Here is an 18,809-nt window from a genome sequence, read left to right on the forward strand (position 1 = left end):
TTTTGATTTATGGTTCATTACACGGTAATCCTCTGAATTTAATGCAAAATAAAAAAGGTCAAAAGTATAAACTGTGACTTTTGACCTTTTCTACTAAGAAAATCGTGCTATTAGTTAGTTGGCTACTACTTTATCTAATACCCAATTGACTGTTATCGTTTGATAATTTTCTAAATCTTCATTTCCATCGTCATCCTCATCATACAAATCCATATCAAAAGAAGCATTTGCGCCCTCTGATGTTAAATCAGAAATTGCTACGGCAAGTGTTTCAGCGCTATCATCAAATGATAATGTCAATACATTGTCTTCAAAAGTATAGCTAGCCGTCTCAGCATCAACACCTTCACCTATAGATGCAACACCTTCACTAAAGTTGAGAGACATTCCTACAAAAGAAGTGGCAATAAATGTATTGATCAAAGCTTCAAATTGCGTTTCGTCAAACGTAGGGTCTTGAGCTTTGATTAAAGGTAAAGCACTAGCCCATGGCACTGTCACGCCGTCAATCGTTATAGATTTGATTCCAGCTGTAGCTTCAGCTATTTCCCAGCTACCATCAATAGATGCTGCTGCAGGCTCTTCATCTGTAGTACACGAAGAAGTTAGTAATAATGAAAGTACTAATAGAATGTAAAATAGTTGGTTTAGAATTCTCATAGAACAAGGGTTAATAAGAACACAATTAAAATATGCGTTGAAGATAAAAAAAACGCTTTCAGCTCAATAACATGAAGCTAGAATAGTTTCAAAACAGCTTTAATTCCGTATTATATTCAAGATAAAAATAAGATCAATCCTATTTCAGTGTTTCACAAACACTCAAACATGCCTTATACATCTTAAAAAATGTAGTCGAACTGTTGATCAGAAAGTACACATTTGTATAACACAACCAACAGTTCAACAACTTATTCTACAAGCTTTGAATTAATGTTCATGAGCAGTTTCTGCCTTCCCTAATTCAGCGATAAGCCAATAAGCTCCTTTTTTCACAATTTTGGTTTCAAGACTTAATTCTTCTAAGAACTTAACTTCGCTATAACCAAGAGCTGTAATCCCCGAAACAACTTCAGACATTCGATAACTTGTTCCTTCTTTATGCCCATGATGGTTGTGCCCATGTACATGATGGTTACCTTTCCCCTCTTGAACTTCCCCTTCAGTACCATCTTCTTCTATAAAAACATAACTCTTTCCATCTTTTTTCACAATGGCTTCTGTAGGTAAAACATAACACATTTGGGTTTGTGTAATCACTTCACCAACCACATACATTCCAGGATATAACTTATGACCATCCCCTTTTTTTAAATGTGTATGAATCTCACTCCTTTTTGTTTCTTCATTAAAACTAGAAGAAAGTGCATAGACCTCTGCCACAAAATCCCCTTCCGTTTTATTGGGAGTGGTAAAACGTATCTCATCTCCTTTTTGGATTCTCCCTAAATCTTTTTCAAAAACCATAAAGTGGATATGAAGATCATCCAGATTGATAATCTCAAACATAGATTGTTGTGCTGTAGCAAAACTCCCCAAGTTGATACTCACTTGATCAATAATTCCATCAATTGTTGCTCGGATACTCACCTTAGATACAAGCGCTCCTTTTTCTACTTGTTTAGGGTTTATTCCTAGCATCTCCAACTGAGCATGTAAAGCACTTAACTTTACTTTTGTAGAATTGTAATCTGAAGAAATACGCTGATATTCCTTCCCTGCCCCAACCTGTTGTTCATAGAGCTTTTTCTTTCGACCATATTCTTTTTCTAAAAAAGTGAGTTCATTGAACTGCTCTAAATAGGCTTGCTGCAAGTTTATAAAATCGGGATGTTCCAAGGTAGCTAGTAATTGCCCTTTTTTGACACGATCACCTTCAATCACTTTCACCTCCCGAACAAAACCTCCGATAATTGGACTGATGGTGGCTTTTCGTTGAGGAGGAATTTCAACTCTTCCACTCAATTCCAATACTTCTCCCAAGTTCTTCTGCTCAACTTGCCCGCTTTCTAAACCAATAGCTTGTTGCTGTCGCTCAGTCAATACAACTTTATTCTGATTTTCATCTTCATGATGTTCATGTTCATCATGTCCGTGTTGATCTGTAGAACTACAAGCTACCGCCATTCCAAATAAAACTGTGCTCAGTATATATATTTTAAAATTCATTTTTTCTCGTATTTAAATTAGTACTAGTCTAAAAACTAAGCTCTAAACTTGTAACTATCCTTAGAGTTAACGAAGTGATCTAAGGATTTCTCGATGAAAGAAAGAGGCGAACGCAGTTCTTTAGACTCCGCCCAAGTAGTATTCGATATCTGAAAAGACTTGGTAAAATTGATGAACGGTATCCCAATACATACTTTGAGTTTTCATCGCATTATCCAGACTTCGGATATAAGTTACATAGTCAATTTCTCCAGCTTCATAGCTTAGCTTTGCATGTTTTATTTGTTCTTCACTCAAAGGCAGTGCTTGTTCTTGATAATAGAACAAGGTTTGTTGTAGCTGTCTGTATTCTTGAACTTTCTGTTGAAGGAGTGTTTGTAACCTTATATCTTCTTCTTTATACTTTTGCTCTGTAAGCTGCTTATTCAGCTTTGCAGCCTGTAGCTTTCCTTTTTGTGGAACAAACCACAAAGGAATCGCCAAACCAACTTGATAGGAATACAAACGACTAATCATACCAGGATCATCCCGCTCTTGCCAACGGTATTGCAATTGGATATCGGGGAGAAATTTATTCTTTTCAATTTTAACCGCTCTATCACTCACTTCCTCCATCTGTTTGAAGTATTGCAAGTCAGGATTTTGAAGTAAATCTAAATTCGCCAAATCAATCATCGGAAAGGCTTCCAAATCAAAGAGTGATTGCTTAATGACCTCTGCACTTCCGACATAACGCTGTAAATCAAATTGCGCTAAACGTAATTCGGTCAGCATTTGCTGATAAAAAACTTGCACCAACTGACGAGTATTCATGGCATTCAGGTATTCAGTACGAGAAGTTTCTTCCAAATTGTAACGCAGTTCTACAGATTGTTCAAAGTCTACATAAACACTATCAATACGTCTGAATAATTCAAACTTTTTCTGAGCGACAGCCTGTTTGTACCATGCTTTTTTGACCAATCTATTCAGCTCATTTTCTTTACGGATGACATTTTTCCCTTGCAATTCTTCCAACTCATTCAACCATTGATGCTGAGCGCTGTAAACCGTTGGAAAAGCAAATTGCTGAGAAACGCCAAAAACTGTTCGAATTCCGAAATCTTCACCTCCAGCCTCATCTTCCCCTATAAAAACTTGCGTCTTGTTGATATTTACAGCTGTCGATTTTAAAGCGGAAGCTGCCTGATGTGATAAATCGGCTTGTTGGACAGTTGGGTAATAAGCAACGGCTGTACTCAAGACATCTTCCAATCGCCATACTTTTTCAGACTCTTGTGCGAAGGTAAACTGAGATTGAAAAAAGAACAGGGTAAACAAAATAGTAGGTAAAACCACCTGTGGTGTTATTAGTCCTAAAGCACTTCCTTCTTCATCTTTTCTTTCTTCTCGTTTTTCTACCACATAATAGAGAATTGGTATAATGATCAGCGTAAGTACAGTAGCTGTAAACAAACCACCAATAACTACTGTGGCTAAAGGTCGTTGTACTTCAGCCCCTGCAGATCTTGATAGTGCCATGGGGAGAAACCCTAAGATATCTGTAGATGCCGTCAATAAGATAGGACGAAGGCGCTCTTTGGTAGCCAACAAAATACGCTGCTTGATATCCGTTACGCCCTCTTCTTTCAGAGCATTCAAACTACTAATCAATACCAAACCATTCAGAACAGCCACTCCAAACAAAACGATAAAACCAATTCCTGCCGAAATACTAAAAGGCATTCCTCGGAGTAGCATCGCCCAAACACCTCCCATGGTTGCTAGCGGAATTGCAATAAAAATCATCGTAGTTTGGCGTATCGATTTGAGCGCAAAGAAAAGTAAGATAAAAATCAAAAGAAGTGCCACAGGAACAAGTAGGAACAAACGTTCTTTGGCTTGTTGTAAATTTTCAAATGCTCCTCCATATCGGATATAATAACCTGCTGGCAGATTGAGCTTCTCATCTAAAACACCTTCAATTTCTTGAATTAACGATTCGACATCTCGACCTCTCACATTTATTCCGATAGAGATTCTACGATGTGTATCTTCTCTTGTGATCTGCATTGGCGCTTCTTGGTACTCAATTTTTGCGACTTCAGACAATCTGATTTGCCCTCCCGTTGGCGTGGGCACATATAAATTTCGGAGTGATTCAAGATCTGATCTGAAATCTTTTTCGAATCTTAATACCAAATCAAAACGGCGCTCTCCTTCAAAAATCTGCCCTGCTGTTTTACCACTAAACGCAGATTGAATGATATCATTGATTTCTCCGAGATGAAGACCGTAACGCGCCAAACGTTTTCGATCATAACGGATATTCATTTGTGGTAAACCTTGTGTTGCTTCCACATTCATATCACCAACCCCTTCTACATTTGCGACCAATCGACTGACTTCTTTTGCTTTTTGAGCTAAGACATCAAGTTCTTCTCCATAAATCTTAATCGCTATGTCTTCTCTCACCCCTGTCATCAACTCATTAAAACGCATTTCGATAGGTTGTGAAAACTGTAGATTTACTCCAGGCAATACCGATAAAGCCTCTTCCACCTTTTCTATTAGCTCAGCCTTACTCTCTACTTTTTTCCATTCCGAATCGGGCTTTAGTATCAGAAATACATCAGCTAAATCCAATGGCATTGGGTCAGTAGGAATTTCACTTACACCTATTTTACTTGCTACAGATTCTAATTCATCTGGAAATTCAGCCAATAAGATTTGCTCTATTCTTTTCGTTACATTTTCAGTTTCGCTCAGTGCCGAACCTGGTTTGAGAATGGCGTGCATCGCAATGTCCCCTTCATCCAACTGAGGCATAAACTCTCCCCCCATCCGATTCAATTGCCAGAGCGATAACACAAAACTTAAAAGTGCTGTAAATACAATCGGTCTACGGTATTTTAAAGCAGCTTGTACAATAGGTGCATAAAAATCTTCGAGCTTCTGAATCACTTTATCCCCGAAACTAAATTTATCCATGCCTTTCCAAGACATAAACACAGAAGAAACCATCGGCACATAGGTCAGACATAGAATCATAGCACCAATGATTGCAAATGAAAATGTCAGCGCCATAGGTTTAAACATCTTCCCTTCCACGCCTGTCAAGCTTAGAATAGGCACAAAGACAATAAGGATAATCAGCTGTCCAAAAAAGGCTGCATTCATCATTTTACTCGAAGAATCAACCACTAACTTATCCTTAGATGTTTCTTCGTCCTCACTTTTTGATTTCAAAAATTTCTGCATAGAAAGCACGATACTTTCTACAATAATCACTGCTCCATCTACAATAATCCCGAAGTCAATTGCTCCTAAACTCATGAGGTTTGCCCACACATCAAAGATGTACATCATGATAAAAGCAAAAAGAAGTGATAGCGGAATCGTAGAAGCGACGATCAATCCTCCTCGCCAATTCCCGAGTAGAAGCACTAATACAAAAATCACGATCAGCCCACCTTCAATAAGATTTGTCGCTACCGTAGAAGTGGTTCGTTCGATTAGTTTTGTTCGATCTAAGAATGGTTTGATATGTACTCCTTCGGGTAAAGATTTCTCAATTTGAGCTACTCGTTCAATCACATTTTTGATCACTTTATCTGAATTTGCCCCTTTCAGCATCATGACCAAACCACCAACGGCATCTTTTCCATCTTTGGTAAAAGCCCCATACCGAATAGCTCTACCAAATTGGACTTTAGCGATATCTTTCACCAAAATTGGAGCTCCCCCAATAACTTTAACCACTATATTTTCAATGTCTGAAATAGAAGTAAGTAGACCTTCTCCTCGGATAAAATTGGCTTGATGATTTTTTTCGATGTACGCACCACCTGTATTTGCATTGCTCGACTCCAAGGCTTCAAACACATCTACAACACTGAGTTCATAATTATGCAAAAGCTGTGGATGTAAGGCTACTTCATATTGTTTTAAGTTCCCTCCAAAACTATTGACTTCTGCCACACCTTCCAGCATTGCCATCTGACGCTTGACAATCCAGTCTTGCATACTACGCAGTTCTGTTGGAGAGTAAGTATAGCCTTCTTCGACTTCTAAACAGTACTGATAAATTTCACTCAATCCTGTACTGATTGGCCCCATCATTGGAGAACCGAAACTTTCGGGGATATCTTCTTTTACTTCTTCTAATTTCTCAGCAACTAATTGCCTTGGAAGGTAAGTTCCACTTTCATCTTTAAAAACTACGGTAACTACCGACAGACCCGATCGAGATACCGAACGAAGCTCTATCACTCCTGGTAAATTGGCCATCGAAAGCTCTACAGGATAGGTGATAAAACGTTCAATATCTTCCGTTCCAAGGCTTGGCGCTGTCGTAATTACTTGAATCTGATTGTTAGTAATATCTGGTGTTGCATCAATCGGGATTTCACGCATTGCAAAAATCCCCATTCCAATCCAGAACAACATCATGAAGCTAATTGCCAATTTGTTCTGAACCGAAAAAGCAATAATTTTTCGAATCATTATCTCTTATAAAATCTACTCTTAAAAAATGTACTTAAGGTGGGAAACAAAAAATAGAGATGCTTTAAGCACTATATTTTTTGTTTGATACTAGTACTAGATTATGATTGAGGCTGAAAATATTCCTATTTAGCTGAGTACTGTCTATCATGCTTTCAAAAGAAAAGCTTTTCGTAGTATTTCACTAAAAGGAAAATTCAAGGATAGCAATTGATTTCCTCTTAAGAATCACCTAATTATAAAGAGATATCACGTACTTTTCTTCGACTTTTTTAGTTTTCAACAAATCCTAGTGCTAGTGTGTCTTAAGCTAGCCGAGGCGGGTCGAGTAAATCTTCTGAGAAAGATTCTGTTAAGGAATAAATAAGGGGAAAATTGATATTGTGGTAGCTATAAAAGAATGGGATATGAATTGTAAAAAAGGTAAGCGGTTCGATTGACACCCCACAACCACAAGGGCAAAACGGAGAACAAAACTCAAAGGCTAATTGCCCATCTTCATGATCTCCATCTAACAAACAATTCGCTTCAATAGTATCTGTCAATATGCTTTCCTCTCCATCAGCACAAGGCTTTACCGACAGGATCAACACAATAACAGATAATATGTAAAACGGAATTTTTCGCATGCTACAATATTACAACAGAAGAGATACTTTTTCACAAAATATCTCTTCTGAGTTTTAATTTATAATCAGACTAAATTCTGATCACCTTTACAGTAATCAAAACATCAATAATCATTAATAAGACAGCTACGGTCAAGAAATAATAGTATTTGTTAGAAGCAGCATCAACTTGTGTTGAAGAACGAAGCTGTCCTTCTATATTTTTGATGCTATTGACCATGCGCTGCATGTCATTTCGTTTGTCGCTTATTTCAAAGTACTTGCCATCAGTAGCTTTGGCTAAGTCTTTTAGTGATGTATTATTCAAACGAGTGACCACTTCATTGCCATCTTTATCTTTTTTGAAACGGTACCCCGAAGGAATTCTGCCTCCTTTTTCTGTTCCGACACCAAGTGTAAAAAGTTTAATTGATTTGCTCTTGATATCACTTATGATAGAAGAAACAGAACTACCGAAGTCTTCTCCATCACTTACCAAAATAATGATTTTGGCTTGTTGTTTATCATTCTGTGTATCTTCCTCCGTGATCAATTTATCATAGGCAATTTCTAATGGCGGAGCGAAATCTGTACCTCTACTTGATACCAAAGAAGTATTCATTGCCTCTAAGAACATCTTCAAAGCGGCATTATCATACGTCAATGGACTTTGAAGAAAGGCATCATCAGAGAATATGATCAATCCGATTCGGTCAGAAGAAAATTCATCAATTAACTTCTTCATCTCAAACTTCACTTTCTGCAAACGCGAAGGCGCTATATCTTGTGCATCCATAGAAGCCGACAAGTCAATCGCGATATAAATATCTTTCCCGATATCTTGAATCTCCTTTTTCATTTCACCGAAAGTAGGTCCGATCAGTGCAATGATCAGGAGTATAAAGTAAACAGTTCTTAATATTAACTTATAAGCGAGTGTTGAAAACCCTGTTTTAAAAATTCTTGCCACATTATAGACTCTATGCAAATACAAGGCATAAAGAAAAATGAAGATAAGAATCAAACCGATTTCAAGAACACCGATATCTTTTGAAAAAACCATTGTCAAAAAACTTATTCCAATTTTTGAAAATGAAAGGACGAGGTATATTCCCCCTTCCTTTCCCAACAAGCTATATGCTAATTTATAGAAAGCAATTCAATCTTGCTATTCTCTAAAAATTTTATGAAAAAAAATCTCCTTGTATATCAATCAGATGCATTTTATGTTTACTTATTTTTAACTTTTTTTTTCGTAGCGGTTTGGTGAAATGAAATTAATGATGCTATATTTGCATCGCATTTACGGAAAAGGCGTGAAAATTCCGGAGAGTTGGCAGAGTGGTAATGCAGCAGCCTGCTAAGCTGTCATCGGTTTCCGATGCGCGGGTTCGATCCCCGCACTCTCCACAACTTTTCTACTTTAGTACGTAAATTCATTGTTCGGGGCGTAGCGCAGCCCGGTTAGCGCACCTGGTTTGGGACCAGGGGGTCGCAGGTTCGAATCCTGCCGCCCCGACGAATAATGAGAACGAAAAATGGAGGTCCGATAGCTCAACTGGATAGAGCAACTGCCTTCTAAGCAGTAGGTTCCAGGTTCGAGTCCTGGTCGGATCACAAAGAGAACTGCTCTTGTAGTGGTTCTCTTTTTCTTGCCAAAATTCTGGAGAGTTGGCAGAGTGGTAATGCAGCAGCCTGCTAAGCTGTCATCGGTTTCCGATGCGCGAGTTCGATCCTCGCACTCTCCACACTTGGCTAGAGAAAATAATTCGGGGCGTAGCGCAGCCCGGTTAGCGCACCTGGTTTGGGACCAGGGGGTCGCAGGTTCGAATCCTGCCGCCCCGACGAATTATTTCTTTAAAAGGTTCGTTAGCTCAACTGGATAGAGCAACTGCCTTCTAAGCAGTAGGTTTCAGGTTCGAGTCCTGAACGAATCACAAAATCATCTAGTTTATAAAATAATAGTTGATTCCAGTATGGTCTGATAGCTCAACTGGATAGAGCAACTGCCTTCTAAGCAGTAGGTTCCAGGTTCGAGTCCTGGTCGGATCACTATTATTTATCGAACCACACTTGGAATGAATCATCCTGATTCTTTTCAAATTCGGTCCGATAGCTCAACTGGATAGAGCAACTGCCTTCTAAGCAGTAGGTTCCAGGTTCGAGTCCTGGTCGGATCACAAAGGATAGCTTTTTTAAGCTATCCTTTTTTCGTTTTATATCTTAAACACCTAACATTGTAAACATCAATCTGCTTTTTCCTCTAAATTATACTTCTCTTCTCTCACTACTTTGATGTGTTCTCCAGGCTCTAATGGATCAGAGATTTCTTTTTTATCATTAATGATCACCGTCAGACTATCTTTTAAGATATTCTCTTCTCGATGGACAAACTCATTCAATGATTCGTTATGTAAAACTGTGCCTACTCGTAGTAACTTATACTTAATATCATTTTTCTCTTCTGAAGTTAAGGTCCGTAAACTGCCCACAGACTTTTCTAAGTAGTAGCGGTACTTTATAGGAGTTATACCTATAATTTTAAATAAGTGCTCTCCTAAAGGTAACCACAATACATAGGCATGAACTAAACCCTGTGCGGTCTTCTCGCTAAAAGAAATCAAATAACCTTTCTTTCCTTCAACCTCATAAACTTCTGCGGCATCCATTTTTTGTGCATATTCTTTAGGGATACTATCTAAAAAAGCTTGACCTGCTGCTTCAGGAGTTACGGAACTAGAGTCAAGAGCTAAAACCAGTGCTGCTTCATGTTGGGGATGAATCGCTGTTAGTGTTTCGGGTTTATTTTCAACAATCCAACCTTCGGGGAAAATAATGCTAAAATCTAAGACAGGATGTATAAATTGGTTTGCATCACAAATCCCTGTTAAGGGCGAATCTCCTACAACCAAGCTATCCCATTCATACAAAAAATCAGAGGATTCGTGAGGTCTTCTAGGGCTATCCTTCAATTTATGAATCTCCTTATTAATCTTAGAAATCCGATCTGGCGTATAAGGATGATCATTGAAGTAACTTTTCTTCTCTTCGTTTCCTGTGGCAACTTCTATAGCTGAAGACATTCGTCCTAAAATCGAATTCATAGCAGAAGGATCATAACCCGCTTTTGCAGCTAATTTAATTCCCTCAACGTCTGCTTCAGTTTCAAATTTCCGACCATAGGATGCAAATAACAATGCGTTCGATGTTTGAATCGGGGCATTGAACAAGGCTCCTAAATCTCTACTGAAAATCCCTAAAATATTACCTGGTACTTCTAATAACTTGGGCAGAATACTTTTTTTCATCTGCTTGATGGTATGCCGATGATTTGAATGAATGATTTCATGTCCAATAATACAGGCCAATTCATCTTCTGTTTCAAGCAAAGGAATAATCCCTGTCGTCACATAAATATAGCCACCTGGCAGTGCGAAGGCATTGGGCATTTCATCGGGTACAATCTGAAACTGGTAATCGAACAAAGGTTTATCTAATTCGGCTACCAAACGCTCACCTACACGCTGCAAGTAAGCCGTCTTTATCGCATCTGGATAAATCCCCATTTCTCGGGCTACTGCTTGTGCATTTTCTTGCCCTAATTTTTTGTCAAGGTCTATACTTTGTGAAACGCTAAGAAAACTATTAAATAGGAAGATTAGCACAAAAGTTAGAAATCGCATAGGCTTACATTTGTATTCACTCTATAATTAAAGAGAACAATAGCCTTGTTGAAAAAGAAACTTCGAACTCAGTATCTGAATCAATAACCATAAAAACACTTCTATTCTACATATTTCTAGTCATCCATTCCTTGCCAAAGTAAAGCCTCCCACTGCAACTCGGTCAGTGTATTGGAAAGCTCATGATGTAACTTGACATATGCTCCAAAGGATTGACGGTCTAGCTGATTGATTTTCTCTTTTAGCTGATTAAACTCTTTAGCTGTAGCATATTTATCACTCAAAACTTTATTGTCCTCTATATTAATAGGAGCATATTCTTCAGCCAGTATGCTTGCCTGTTCTTGAAAATCTAAAACGATATTTTCTAGCTTTTTTTGTTCTTGCTCATCCCCTATAATTCGCTTAATCTGACTGGACATATCTTCAACAGATTTTTGAAGCTCTTTCAAATAATCCGTTTGACGATAACGCGTCTTTTTAAACTCATGCTGCAACTCAACCAACATTTTATCCCATTCCTCACTAGAAATCAGTTCTCGAATTTTAATTCCTTGACTAATCGCCAAATCAGCTCGCTGATCTCTGACAGAGATATAGTCTTCGTAAACATCCCATAGCTGCTCCCGAGACGAACCTTTATCCAGAAATAGATTTTCTAATGTGATTGCTAACTTTTCTTCTTTTTTCTGAATACGCTTGTCTGTCTTATTATGATAATTCACGATAGCCATAATTTCATCCAAACGCTGTTCTTCTGTGATATATTTTTTTAGAATACCCTTTGTTTTTGGATGTATAAGTTGATGTTCAAAACCATTGCCGAGTAAGAAAAAGGAAAATAAAAGTGTCCAAAACATGCTTTTTAAATATTGCCTGTTTTCTAAACATCAATTGTAGAATACTTATTCTAAAAAGGTTTAATTTTAACGACGTATTTTTTAGCTATACATCTGATTTAAAAAAAAATTAGATTTTTTTTTCTGACTACTGTAACAAAACTGAAAGTAGTGTTACTAACCATTTTAGAAAGACAAAGAATTAGCTACTCTACGGTCAATTACTCCTGTAAGGCATGCACAGGTGTATTTTTTCTCAAACGAAAACAATTCAATCATTGTGAAACAAGATACAATAACGAATGAATTCTTAGATCTGCTCGAGAAGCACCAAGGTATCGTTCATAAGGTTTGTAGAATATATGAGAGAGCGGAAGAAGATAGAAAGGATTTATTTCAACAAATCATTTGCAATGCCTGGCAAGGTTATCAGCGATTCAGAAAAGATGCTCAGTTTTCTACTTGGCTTCATAAGGTAGCCTTGAATACAGCACTTTCTTATAAAAGAAAAACGGAGCATCAAGCAAGCACGAAACAAATGGATTCATTGGACAAGGTCTATCATATTGCCGAAAAAGGACAAGAACCGATGCCTTATGAAGACCTTTACAGTGCCATTGCTCAACTGAACAAAGTAGAGAAGGCGATCATTTTTCTATACCTAGAAGACAAGTCTTATCAAGACATTGCCGAGATCACAGGTATTACAGAAGGAAACTTGAGAGTTAAGCTGAATCGTATTCGTAAAAAGCTCAAATTAATCTTAGAAACATCATGAACGAATTAGATATATTAAAACAGCAGTGGCAAAACTTAAATGCCGCTGAAGAAAATAAAAAAGAAAGTAAAGATTCTTTACAACAACAGATAAAAGCACAGGCAGATACAGCTTGGGGGAAACTGAAAAAATTCTCTTTCTGGGATTCAACTTTGGGAATGCTTGTCTTTGTGGTTGGGATGATTGCCTCTACGCTTTATACTACTGAGATTGGGATAAAGATTGCATCTATAGCTCTTTGTTTTTTGATTATCGCGATCGGAATCTACAATCTTTATTTCCTCAGATGGGCAGATCGTTTATTTATGAATGGAGATAGCATTAATGAAACCTATTCGATCTTGGGTAAAAAACTCAGAAGAAATTACAACATCACTTGTATGAGTCTTTTAGTTATGGCTCCTGTCATTCACTTTATCAGTATGCTTTGGGGAATGGATATGGCCATGGATGCTGATAAAGAATTCACATCCAAAATGTACCTCATTGCACTTGGAGGTTCTATTTTACTGGGTCCAATTTACTTCGTACTTGTCAGAAAGTATCTGCTAGAAAAGTTCTATCTCCCAAAAATTGAAGCAATAGAAGAAGTAAACCAATCATTAGTCTAAATTTTTTACCTACTCAAATTTTAAAAATCATGTTTGAAAAAGCACTTATCGGAAAAAATAATATTTGGAAATATATTCTAGTTCTATTTTTAGTATTTGTTTGTACGCAAGTCATATCTGGAGTTCTATTGTTTTCGACTTTAGGCAATGAAGGAATTGTAGCGCTGAGTAATGGGAATTATGAATTTTTATATGCACAAGGTTTTAGTAAGAACCTGATTTATGCCTTATTCCTTTCTCCTTTTGTAGGTGGATTCTTTGCCTTTCTAGGGTTAATTAAATGGATTCAGAAAAAATCTTTCACAAGTATCAGTACAGGAGCTTCAAAATTCAGATGGAAACGATTCATGTTTGGTTTTGACATTTGGGCAGTACTTTGGCTTTGTGTTTTCGGACTTGGTCTTTTAGCAGCTCCCGAAGATTACACTTTCCAATTTGATTTGCAGAAGTTCGCTATCCTTGCTCTGATCTCTATTTTATTTCTTCCTTTACAAACAGGACTTGAAGAACTTTTATTCAGAGGATATTTACTACAAGGTTTTCAGCTTCTAACCAAATCAAAAATTGCTTCGGTTCTTATCACTTCTGTGCTTTTTGCACTTCTTCACCTTGCAAACCCTGAAGTAGAAGCATTTGGTTTTTGGTTGTCAATGGGAACGTACTTGAGTTTAGGACTTCTTTTTGGCTTACTAACCTTAAAGGATGATGGACTAGAACTCGCTTGGGGTATCCACTGTGCCAACAATCTGTTAGTTGCACTTTTGGTTTCTCATAAAGATGCCGCATTCCAAACCGATGCACTTACTTTGGCTACAAATGTAGAACCTGTGGAAGGACTGATTAGTATAGTGATCATGGCTATTATTACTTACTTTGCTTGTCACAAACTATTGGGTTGGAATAAGAAAAAAGAAGCAAAAGAAACATTAGCAGAAGTCTAAATCATATTTTTCAGCAAATACGAATAGGGTTATCTCAAACAAAATTGAGATAACCCTTTTTTACTTATTAAAATGTGCCTTGAAACTTAAAGTTTAGAAATAATCAATCTAAATGATCTAACTCATTCTCACAAAGAACTTATCAACACATTTCCTCTTCAGAACTAAATATTAAAAGTAGAACTTATACTTAAAATCTTCTTTTGCCTGCCAACTTATTTCTATATTGAATAAAGCCCAAAACAAGAAGGCTAAGAATTAGTTTTCTAGTAAACAAGTCCAGAAACTATGATTGGTTACCGATTCTCAAACTATATACCCGAACAGAGTCAAGAAGGAGAACCTTTTGACCAACTTCTAAAAATATTCTTAGAGCTTATCACCATCACTAGTGGCGATGTGAGTGAAACCATGAGCTGGCTCAACAATTTGGATCGTCAGTACAATCTGACCACAGATGATTATGGCATAGGAGATTTTTACGAAGACCTAAAGAAAAAAGGATACATCAAAGAAAATCCGCAAGATGGCAAAGCACAAATCACAGCCAAAAGTGAAGGAAACATCCGAAAAAGTGCTTTAGAAGAGATATTTGGGAAACTCAAAAAGAAAAACCGAGGAGGACATAAAACACCCTATAGCGGTACGACTGGTGATGAGTTTTCGACGGATAGAAGATCTTATGAGTTTGGAGATTCGCTAGGACAAATCTCCATGACAGACTCTATCAGAAATGCACAAATCAACCACGGAATTGGCAGTTTTTCAATCACTGAAGATGATTTGGAAGTCTATGAAAAGGAATATTATACACAAACTTCTACAGTTTTGATGATTGATATTTCTCACTCCATGATTCTCTATGGTGAAGACAGAATTACCCCTGCCAAAAAAGTGGCAATGGCATTATCCGAACTGATTACCAGAAAATACAAAAAGGATACACTAGATATTATTGTCTTCGGAAATGACTCATGGCAAATTGATATTAAAGACTTGCCATACCTTCAAGTAGGTCCTTACCATACCAATACTGTAGCAGGTTTGGAACTAGCCCTTGATATTTTACGAAGAAGAAAAACGGCCAATAAGCAGATTTTTATGATTACCGATGGGAAACCTTCTTGTATAAAAGAAGGCATCAATTATTATAAAAACAGTTTTGGTTTAGATCGAAAGATTGTCAACAAAACCCTCACACTTGCAGCACAAGCTCGCCGACTCAAAATCCCGATTACGACCTTTATGATTGCCTCTGACCCATACCTCCAACAATTTGTGAGGGAGTTTACAGAAGTCAATAATGGAAATGCCTACTTCAGTGGCTTACAAGGTTTGGGAGACCTCATCTTTGAAGATTACAAGAGGAATAAAAAGAAAAGAATGTAATCTGACATTTAAAAATTAGATCAAGAAAACACACAATCAACAAAATATGACTAAGCAATTCAAAAATTACTCAGAGCTTTCTGCTGAAGAAAAATTGCAGATCACAACGCTTGCTCAATTAAAGGCATCGGGTTATCAGCCAAAATCAGTAAAGCAAGAATTAAGAGACAACCTTATTCATTGCCTTCAAAATAAAATCAATCCATTCCCTAGTATTTGGGGGTATGAAGATACTGTAATACCTGAGCTAGAACGTGCGATTCTTTCAATGCACAATATCAATTTATTGGGTTTGAGAGGTCAAGCGAAAACACGTATCGCTCGCTTGATGACGCACTTATTAGACGAATATATCCCTGTTGTAGAAGGCGCTGAATTGAATGACGATCCACTACAACCCTTATCTTGGTCGGCTAAACAAATCGTAGACGAAAAAGGAGACGATACGCCTATTTCTTGGTGGCATAGAGATGAACGATATACGGAAAAGTTAGCAACACCAGATGTAACTGTAGCTGACCTTATTGGTGATATCGACCCGATAAAAGCCGCTTCTATGCAATTAAGTTACGATGACGAAAGAGTGATTCACTACGGGTTAGTTCCTCGTTCGCATCGTTCTATTTTTGTAATTAATGAGTTACCCGATTTACAGGCTCGAATTCAAGTAGCGCTGTTCAATATTCTTCAAGAAGGTGATATTCAAATTAGAGGTTTCAAAATCCGATTACCATTGGATATTCAGTTTGTGTTTACAGCAAATCCAGAAGATTATACCAATAGAGGTAGTATCGTGACACCTTTGAAAGACCGTATCGAAAGTCAGATCATCACACACTACCCTCACTCTATTGAGATTGGGAAAAAGATTACAGAGCAAGAAGCTCAAGTCAAACCAGCACAGAAAGAAAACATCAAGATCAGTCCTCTGGCTCAAGACTTAATCGAACAGATTGCCTTTGAAGCTCGCCACAGTGAATATGTAGATGAGAAAAGTGGTGTATCGGCACGTCTTACCATTTCTGCCTACGAAAATCTTTACTCTAGTGCTGAACGCAGAATGTTGATCAATGGAGAAAGCAGTACACATATCCGTCTTTCAGACTTTGTTGGTACTATTCCTGCAATTACTGGTAAAATTGAGTTGGTTTATGAAGGCGAACAAGAAGGTGCCGATGCTGTTGCTCAAAACCTTTTTGGTAAAGCCATCAGAACAATGTTTACACAGTACTTTCCTTCTCCCGAAGATGTACGTAAAGCGGAGCAAAATCCATATCGAGAAATCATTCAGTGGTTTGGAAAAGGAAACACACTTGATTTATTGAATGATTTAAGTGATAAAGAATTTAAGAAAAGTCTAAATAATATTCCGTCATTGAAGGATACCGTAACGAGTCATCATAAAAATGTAAATAGTGACTTAGAATTTTTCATGGAATTCATTTTGCATGGTCTATCTGAATACTCACAACTCAGTAAAAAGACACTGATTTCAAAGACGCAGTTCTCTGACTTACTTAGTGGAATGCTTAACTTTGAAGCTCCTGATGAAGATGATTTCCAATAGACTACCTTCTTCAAATATTAAAAAATGCTCACTGAATACAGTGGGCATTTTTTATCACCTCACAACCGTAAACACCTCTAATTAAAGCATATACGCGATATTTCGATGAATAAATAATCCTATTTTTGATTTGGATTTACATTATTCAAATCCGATCTTCGTTCGTAACAGATAAGATACATTCAGTGGATTAGGAATCGTCATTTCAGGTAAGTGATTAAACCTGAATATTTTTTGAATACTATCACTTTTATGTGAATCATATTTTTAACACTAACTATTACAATGGGGTCAATTATCTCTAAACTACAAGAGCATCTCTTCTCAGATAGGCTCGATGAAAAAGTACTATCACAAAAATCGGAAACACTTGTCACAAACATGTTCTCCACAACTTTTTGTGCTATTGCATTTACTATTATTTTTTGGTCAATTAACTTTAAAATAGCTGCAGTTTTAGTTCTGTTTTATTGTATTGCACATGGGATATTAATTTCAACCCTTTACCGAAAAGAGTTGGCATATAATTTAGTTGTGAATATTCACCTCACGCTCACATACTTCTTATTTTATGTCATCTGTTTTTATAGTGGAGGTGCCAAATCTGCATTTTTTGTATGGTTTATGAACTTAATCAGTGCCGCTTTTTGGTACTACAACAGTAAGTTTGCCCTAAAAAGTATTATCACGGTTGTATTGCTTTATTTTACTTTAGTTGGCATTGACTTTTTTGACTTACACGACATGAGTAGTCAAATACCTCAAGAGTATCAGTCTTATTTCATCTATGCCTGTATTCTTGGCTTTATCTTAATATCGTATACTTTCCAAGGAAAATTTGACGGAGCACTTTTAAATGCTAGAAAAAACGAAAAGAAGTTAAATGAAGAAATTCTCGCTCAAAATGAAGAATTAAATCAACAACAAGAGGAAATATTAGCACAGAATGAGCGTCTGTCTATTTCCAATGAGCTGATTGAAAGTAGCTTGAATTATGCACAGCGTATTCAAAATTCACTTCTCACACAACAGAATGAAATTGGAAAGTACTTCCAAGGTTGTTTTGTTATCAATAAACCAAAACACACAGTAGGAGGTGATTTTTATTGGTTTAGTCCTATAGAGAATATCCGTATTTTTATTCTAGCAGATTGTACGGGACACGGTGTACCTGGAGCATTACTTACAATGTTGGGTCATAATATTTTAGATCAAATTATTCAAAAGGAAAAAATCTATACCCCATCTCATATTCTTGAAGAATTGGATAAAAGGTTAAGAAAAAAGCTTAATCATCACATAAATGATGGGATGGATATGAGTATCGTTCTGCTCAATCAAAAAGATCAATCTTATACTTTTGCAGGTGCAAAACAGAATTCGCTGCTAATTAATACCGAAGGAGAAATTGAGCGATTAAAAGGAGGAAAGTTCCCGATTGGTAGTGAGCAACACAAGAAAAAAACATATCACAACATTGAGGGAAAATACCAGAAAGGGCAAATGTTATATATGTACTCTGATGGTTTCCAAGATCAGTTTGGAGGGCCTGAAAATAAGAAGTACCTAAAGAAACGATTTAGAGAATTTTTATCAACACTGACTACAAAATCAGTCGAGCAACAAAAAGATATTTTGGAAAAAGAGTTTACGGACTGGAAAGGACATCAAGCTCAAACCGATGATATCTTAGTTGTAGGTATCAAACTCTAAGGTATAAACTAAAAAAAGCTACCAAA

Annotated in this window: 13 protein-coding genes and 8 tRNA genes; 14 read left to right on the plus strand and 7 right to left on the minus strand. The window is 37.0% G+C overall.

Translation table 11 applies throughout. The features are described 5' to 3' along the window. Positions 1–114: 114 nt before the first annotated feature. The 5 genes from BC781_RS11690 to BC781_RS11705 all read right to left on the minus strand — a co-directional run bounded on the left by BC781_RS11690 (position 115) and on the right by BC781_RS11705 (position 8,325). Entirely contained in the window at positions 115–660 is a 546-nt protein-coding gene (locus tag BC781_RS11690) for a hypothetical protein (RefSeq protein WP_109617779.1), read from the minus strand. 270 nt (positions 661–930) lie between these two features. Continuing rightward, positions 931–2,169 (minus strand): efflux RND transporter periplasmic adaptor subunit, encoded by a 1,239-nt coding sequence (locus BC781_RS11695; protein ID WP_109617781.1) that lies wholly within the window; start codon positions 2,167–2,169, stop codon positions 931–933. Positions 2,170–2,289: 120 nt separating this feature from the next. Beyond that, positions 2,290–6,654 (minus strand): CusA/CzcA family heavy metal efflux RND transporter, encoded by a 4,365-nt coding sequence (locus tag BC781_RS11700; protein WP_109617783.1) that lies wholly within the window; start codon positions 6,652–6,654, stop codon positions 2,290–2,292. 305 nt (positions 6,655–6,959) lie between these two features. After that, on the minus strand, positions 6,960–7,283 hold the full coding sequence (locus BC781_RS25410; protein WP_146201677.1) for a DUF6660 family protein: 324 nt from the start codon (positions 7,281–7,283) through the stop codon (positions 6,960–6,962). Between the two features lie 70 nt (positions 7,284–7,353). Continuing rightward, the gene (locus BC781_RS11705) at positions 7,354–8,325 is read right to left on the minus strand and encodes a vWA domain-containing protein (protein ID WP_109617785.1); all 972 of its coding nucleotides are present in this window, start codon (positions 8,323–8,325) and stop codon (positions 7,354–7,356) included. Between the two features lie 264 nt (positions 8,326–8,589). Between BC781_RS11705 and BC781_RS11710 the strand changes: the two genes are divergently transcribed. The 8 genes from BC781_RS11710 (at position 8,590) to BC781_RS11745 (ending at position 9,442) form a co-directional block, all read left to right on the plus strand. After that, positions 8,590–8,672: transfer RNA gene (locus BC781_RS11710), tRNA-Ser, on the plus strand. A 34-nt stretch (positions 8,673–8,706) separates the two neighbouring features. After that, positions 8,707–8,781, plus strand: a tRNA-Pro gene (locus BC781_RS11715). Positions 8,782–8,805: 24 nt separating this feature from the next. Then, positions 8,806–8,879 (plus strand) — tRNA-Arg (locus BC781_RS11720). A 48-nt stretch (positions 8,880–8,927) separates the two neighbouring features. Next, a tRNA-Ser gene (locus BC781_RS11725) sits at positions 8,928–9,010 on the plus strand. A gap of 22 nt (positions 9,011–9,032) precedes the next feature. Beyond that, a tRNA-Pro gene (locus BC781_RS11730) sits at positions 9,033–9,107 on the plus strand. Positions 9,108–9,125: 18 nt separating this feature from the next. After that, positions 9,126–9,199: transfer RNA gene (locus tag BC781_RS11735), tRNA-Arg, on the plus strand. A 41-nt stretch (positions 9,200–9,240) separates the two neighbouring features. Beyond that, positions 9,241–9,314: transfer RNA gene (locus BC781_RS11740), tRNA-Arg, on the plus strand. A gap of 54 nt (positions 9,315–9,368) precedes the next feature. Next, positions 9,369–9,442, plus strand: a tRNA-Arg gene (locus tag BC781_RS11745). Positions 9,443–9,508: 66 nt separating this feature from the next. Here the strand turns inward: BC781_RS11745 and BC781_RS11750 are convergent. After that, a complete protein-coding gene (locus tag BC781_RS11750; RefSeq protein WP_109617787.1) occupies positions 9,509–10,945 on the minus strand; it encodes a M48 family metalloprotease in 1,437 nt (478 codons plus the stop codon). Between the two features lie 116 nt (positions 10,946–11,061). Beyond that, on the minus strand, positions 11,062–11,805 hold the full coding sequence (locus BC781_RS11755) for a hypothetical protein (protein ID WP_109617789.1): 744 nt from the start codon (positions 11,803–11,805) through the stop codon (positions 11,062–11,064). Positions 11,806–12,064: 259 nt separating this feature from the next. Here BC781_RS11755 and BC781_RS11760 point away from each other — a divergent pair, with 259 nt between their 5' ends. The 6 genes from BC781_RS11760 to BC781_RS11785 all read left to right on the plus strand — a co-directional run bounded on the left by BC781_RS11760 (position 12,065) and on the right by BC781_RS11785 (position 18,783). Beyond that, entirely contained in the window at positions 12,065–12,562 is a 498-nt protein-coding gene (locus BC781_RS11760; protein ID WP_211323749.1) for an RNA polymerase sigma factor, read from the plus strand. After that, the gene (locus BC781_RS11765) at positions 12,559–13,173 is read left to right on the plus strand and encodes a hypothetical protein (RefSeq protein ID WP_109617790.1); all 615 of its coding nucleotides are present in this window, start codon (positions 12,559–12,561) and stop codon (positions 13,171–13,173) included. Before BC781_RS11760 ends, BC781_RS11765 begins: the two co-directional genes overlap by 4 nt. Before the next feature lie 29 nt (positions 13,174–13,202). Beyond that, a complete protein-coding gene (locus BC781_RS11770) occupies positions 13,203–14,114 on the plus strand; it encodes a CPBP family intramembrane glutamic endopeptidase (RefSeq protein WP_109617792.1) in 912 nt (303 codons plus the stop codon). A 288-nt stretch (positions 14,115–14,402) separates the two neighbouring features. Then, a complete protein-coding gene (locus tag BC781_RS11775) occupies positions 14,403–15,503 on the plus strand; it encodes a vWA domain-containing protein (RefSeq protein ID WP_109617794.1) in 1,101 nt (366 codons plus the stop codon). 46 nt (positions 15,504–15,549) lie between these two features. Continuing rightward, entirely contained in the window at positions 15,550–17,070 is a 1,521-nt protein-coding gene (locus BC781_RS11780) for a magnesium chelatase (RefSeq protein WP_109617797.1), read from the plus strand. A gap of 285 nt (positions 17,071–17,355) precedes the next feature. Continuing rightward, on the plus strand, positions 17,356–18,783 hold the full coding sequence (locus tag BC781_RS11785; protein ID WP_109617799.1) for a PP2C family protein-serine/threonine phosphatase: 1,428 nt from the start codon (positions 17,356–17,358) through the stop codon (positions 18,781–18,783). Positions 18,784–18,809 lie beyond the last annotated feature (26 nt).

Source organism: Sediminitomix flava (assembly GCF_003149185.1).
Taxonomy (GTDB): Bacteria; Bacteroidota; Bacteroidia; order Cytophagales; family Flammeovirgaceae; genus Sediminitomix; species Sediminitomix flava.

Bases quoted from the DNA above. Each gene is read 5' to 3' on its own strand.
- BC781_RS11765 (WP_109617790.1), top strand. From the start codon at position 12,559: ATGAACGAATTAGATATATTAAAACAGCAGTGGCAAAACTTAAATGCC.
- BC781_RS11705 (WP_109617785.1), bottom strand. From the start codon at position 8,325: ATGGTTTTTTCAAAAGATATCGGTGTTCTTGAAATCGGTTTGATTCTT.
- BC781_RS11755 (WP_109617789.1), bottom strand. From the start codon at position 11,805: ATGTTTTGGACACTTTTATTTTCCTTTTTCTTACTCGGCAATGGTTTT.
- BC781_RS25410 (WP_146201677.1), bottom strand. From the start codon at position 7,283: ATGCGAAAAATTCCGTTTTACATATTATCTGTTATTGTGTTGATCCTG.
- BC781_RS11690 (WP_109617779.1), bottom strand. From the start codon at position 660: ATGAGAATTCTAAACCAACTATTTTACATTCTATTAGTACTTTCATTA.
- BC781_RS11750 (WP_109617787.1), bottom strand. From the start codon at position 10,945: ATGCGATTTCTAACTTTTGTGCTAATCTTCCTATTTAATAGTTTTCTT.
- BC781_RS11695 (WP_109617781.1), bottom strand. From the start codon at position 2,169: ATGAATTTTAAAATATATATACTGAGCACAGTTTTATTTGGAATGGCG.
- BC781_RS11700 (WP_109617783.1), bottom strand. From the start codon at position 6,654: ATGATTCGAAAAATTATTGCTTTTTCGGTTCAGAACAAATTGGCAATT.
- BC781_RS11775 (WP_109617794.1), top strand. From the start codon at position 14,403: ATGATTGGTTACCGATTCTCAAACTATATACCCGAACAGAGTCAAGAA.
- BC781_RS11770 (WP_109617792.1), top strand. From the start codon at position 13,203: ATGTTTGAAAAAGCACTTATCGGAAAAAATAATATTTGGAAATATATT.
- BC781_RS11785 (WP_109617799.1), top strand. From the start codon at position 17,356: ATGGGGTCAATTATCTCTAAACTACAAGAGCATCTCTTCTCAGATAGG.
- BC781_RS11780 (WP_109617797.1), top strand. From the start codon at position 15,550: ATGACTAAGCAATTCAAAAATTACTCAGAGCTTTCTGCTGAAGAAAAA.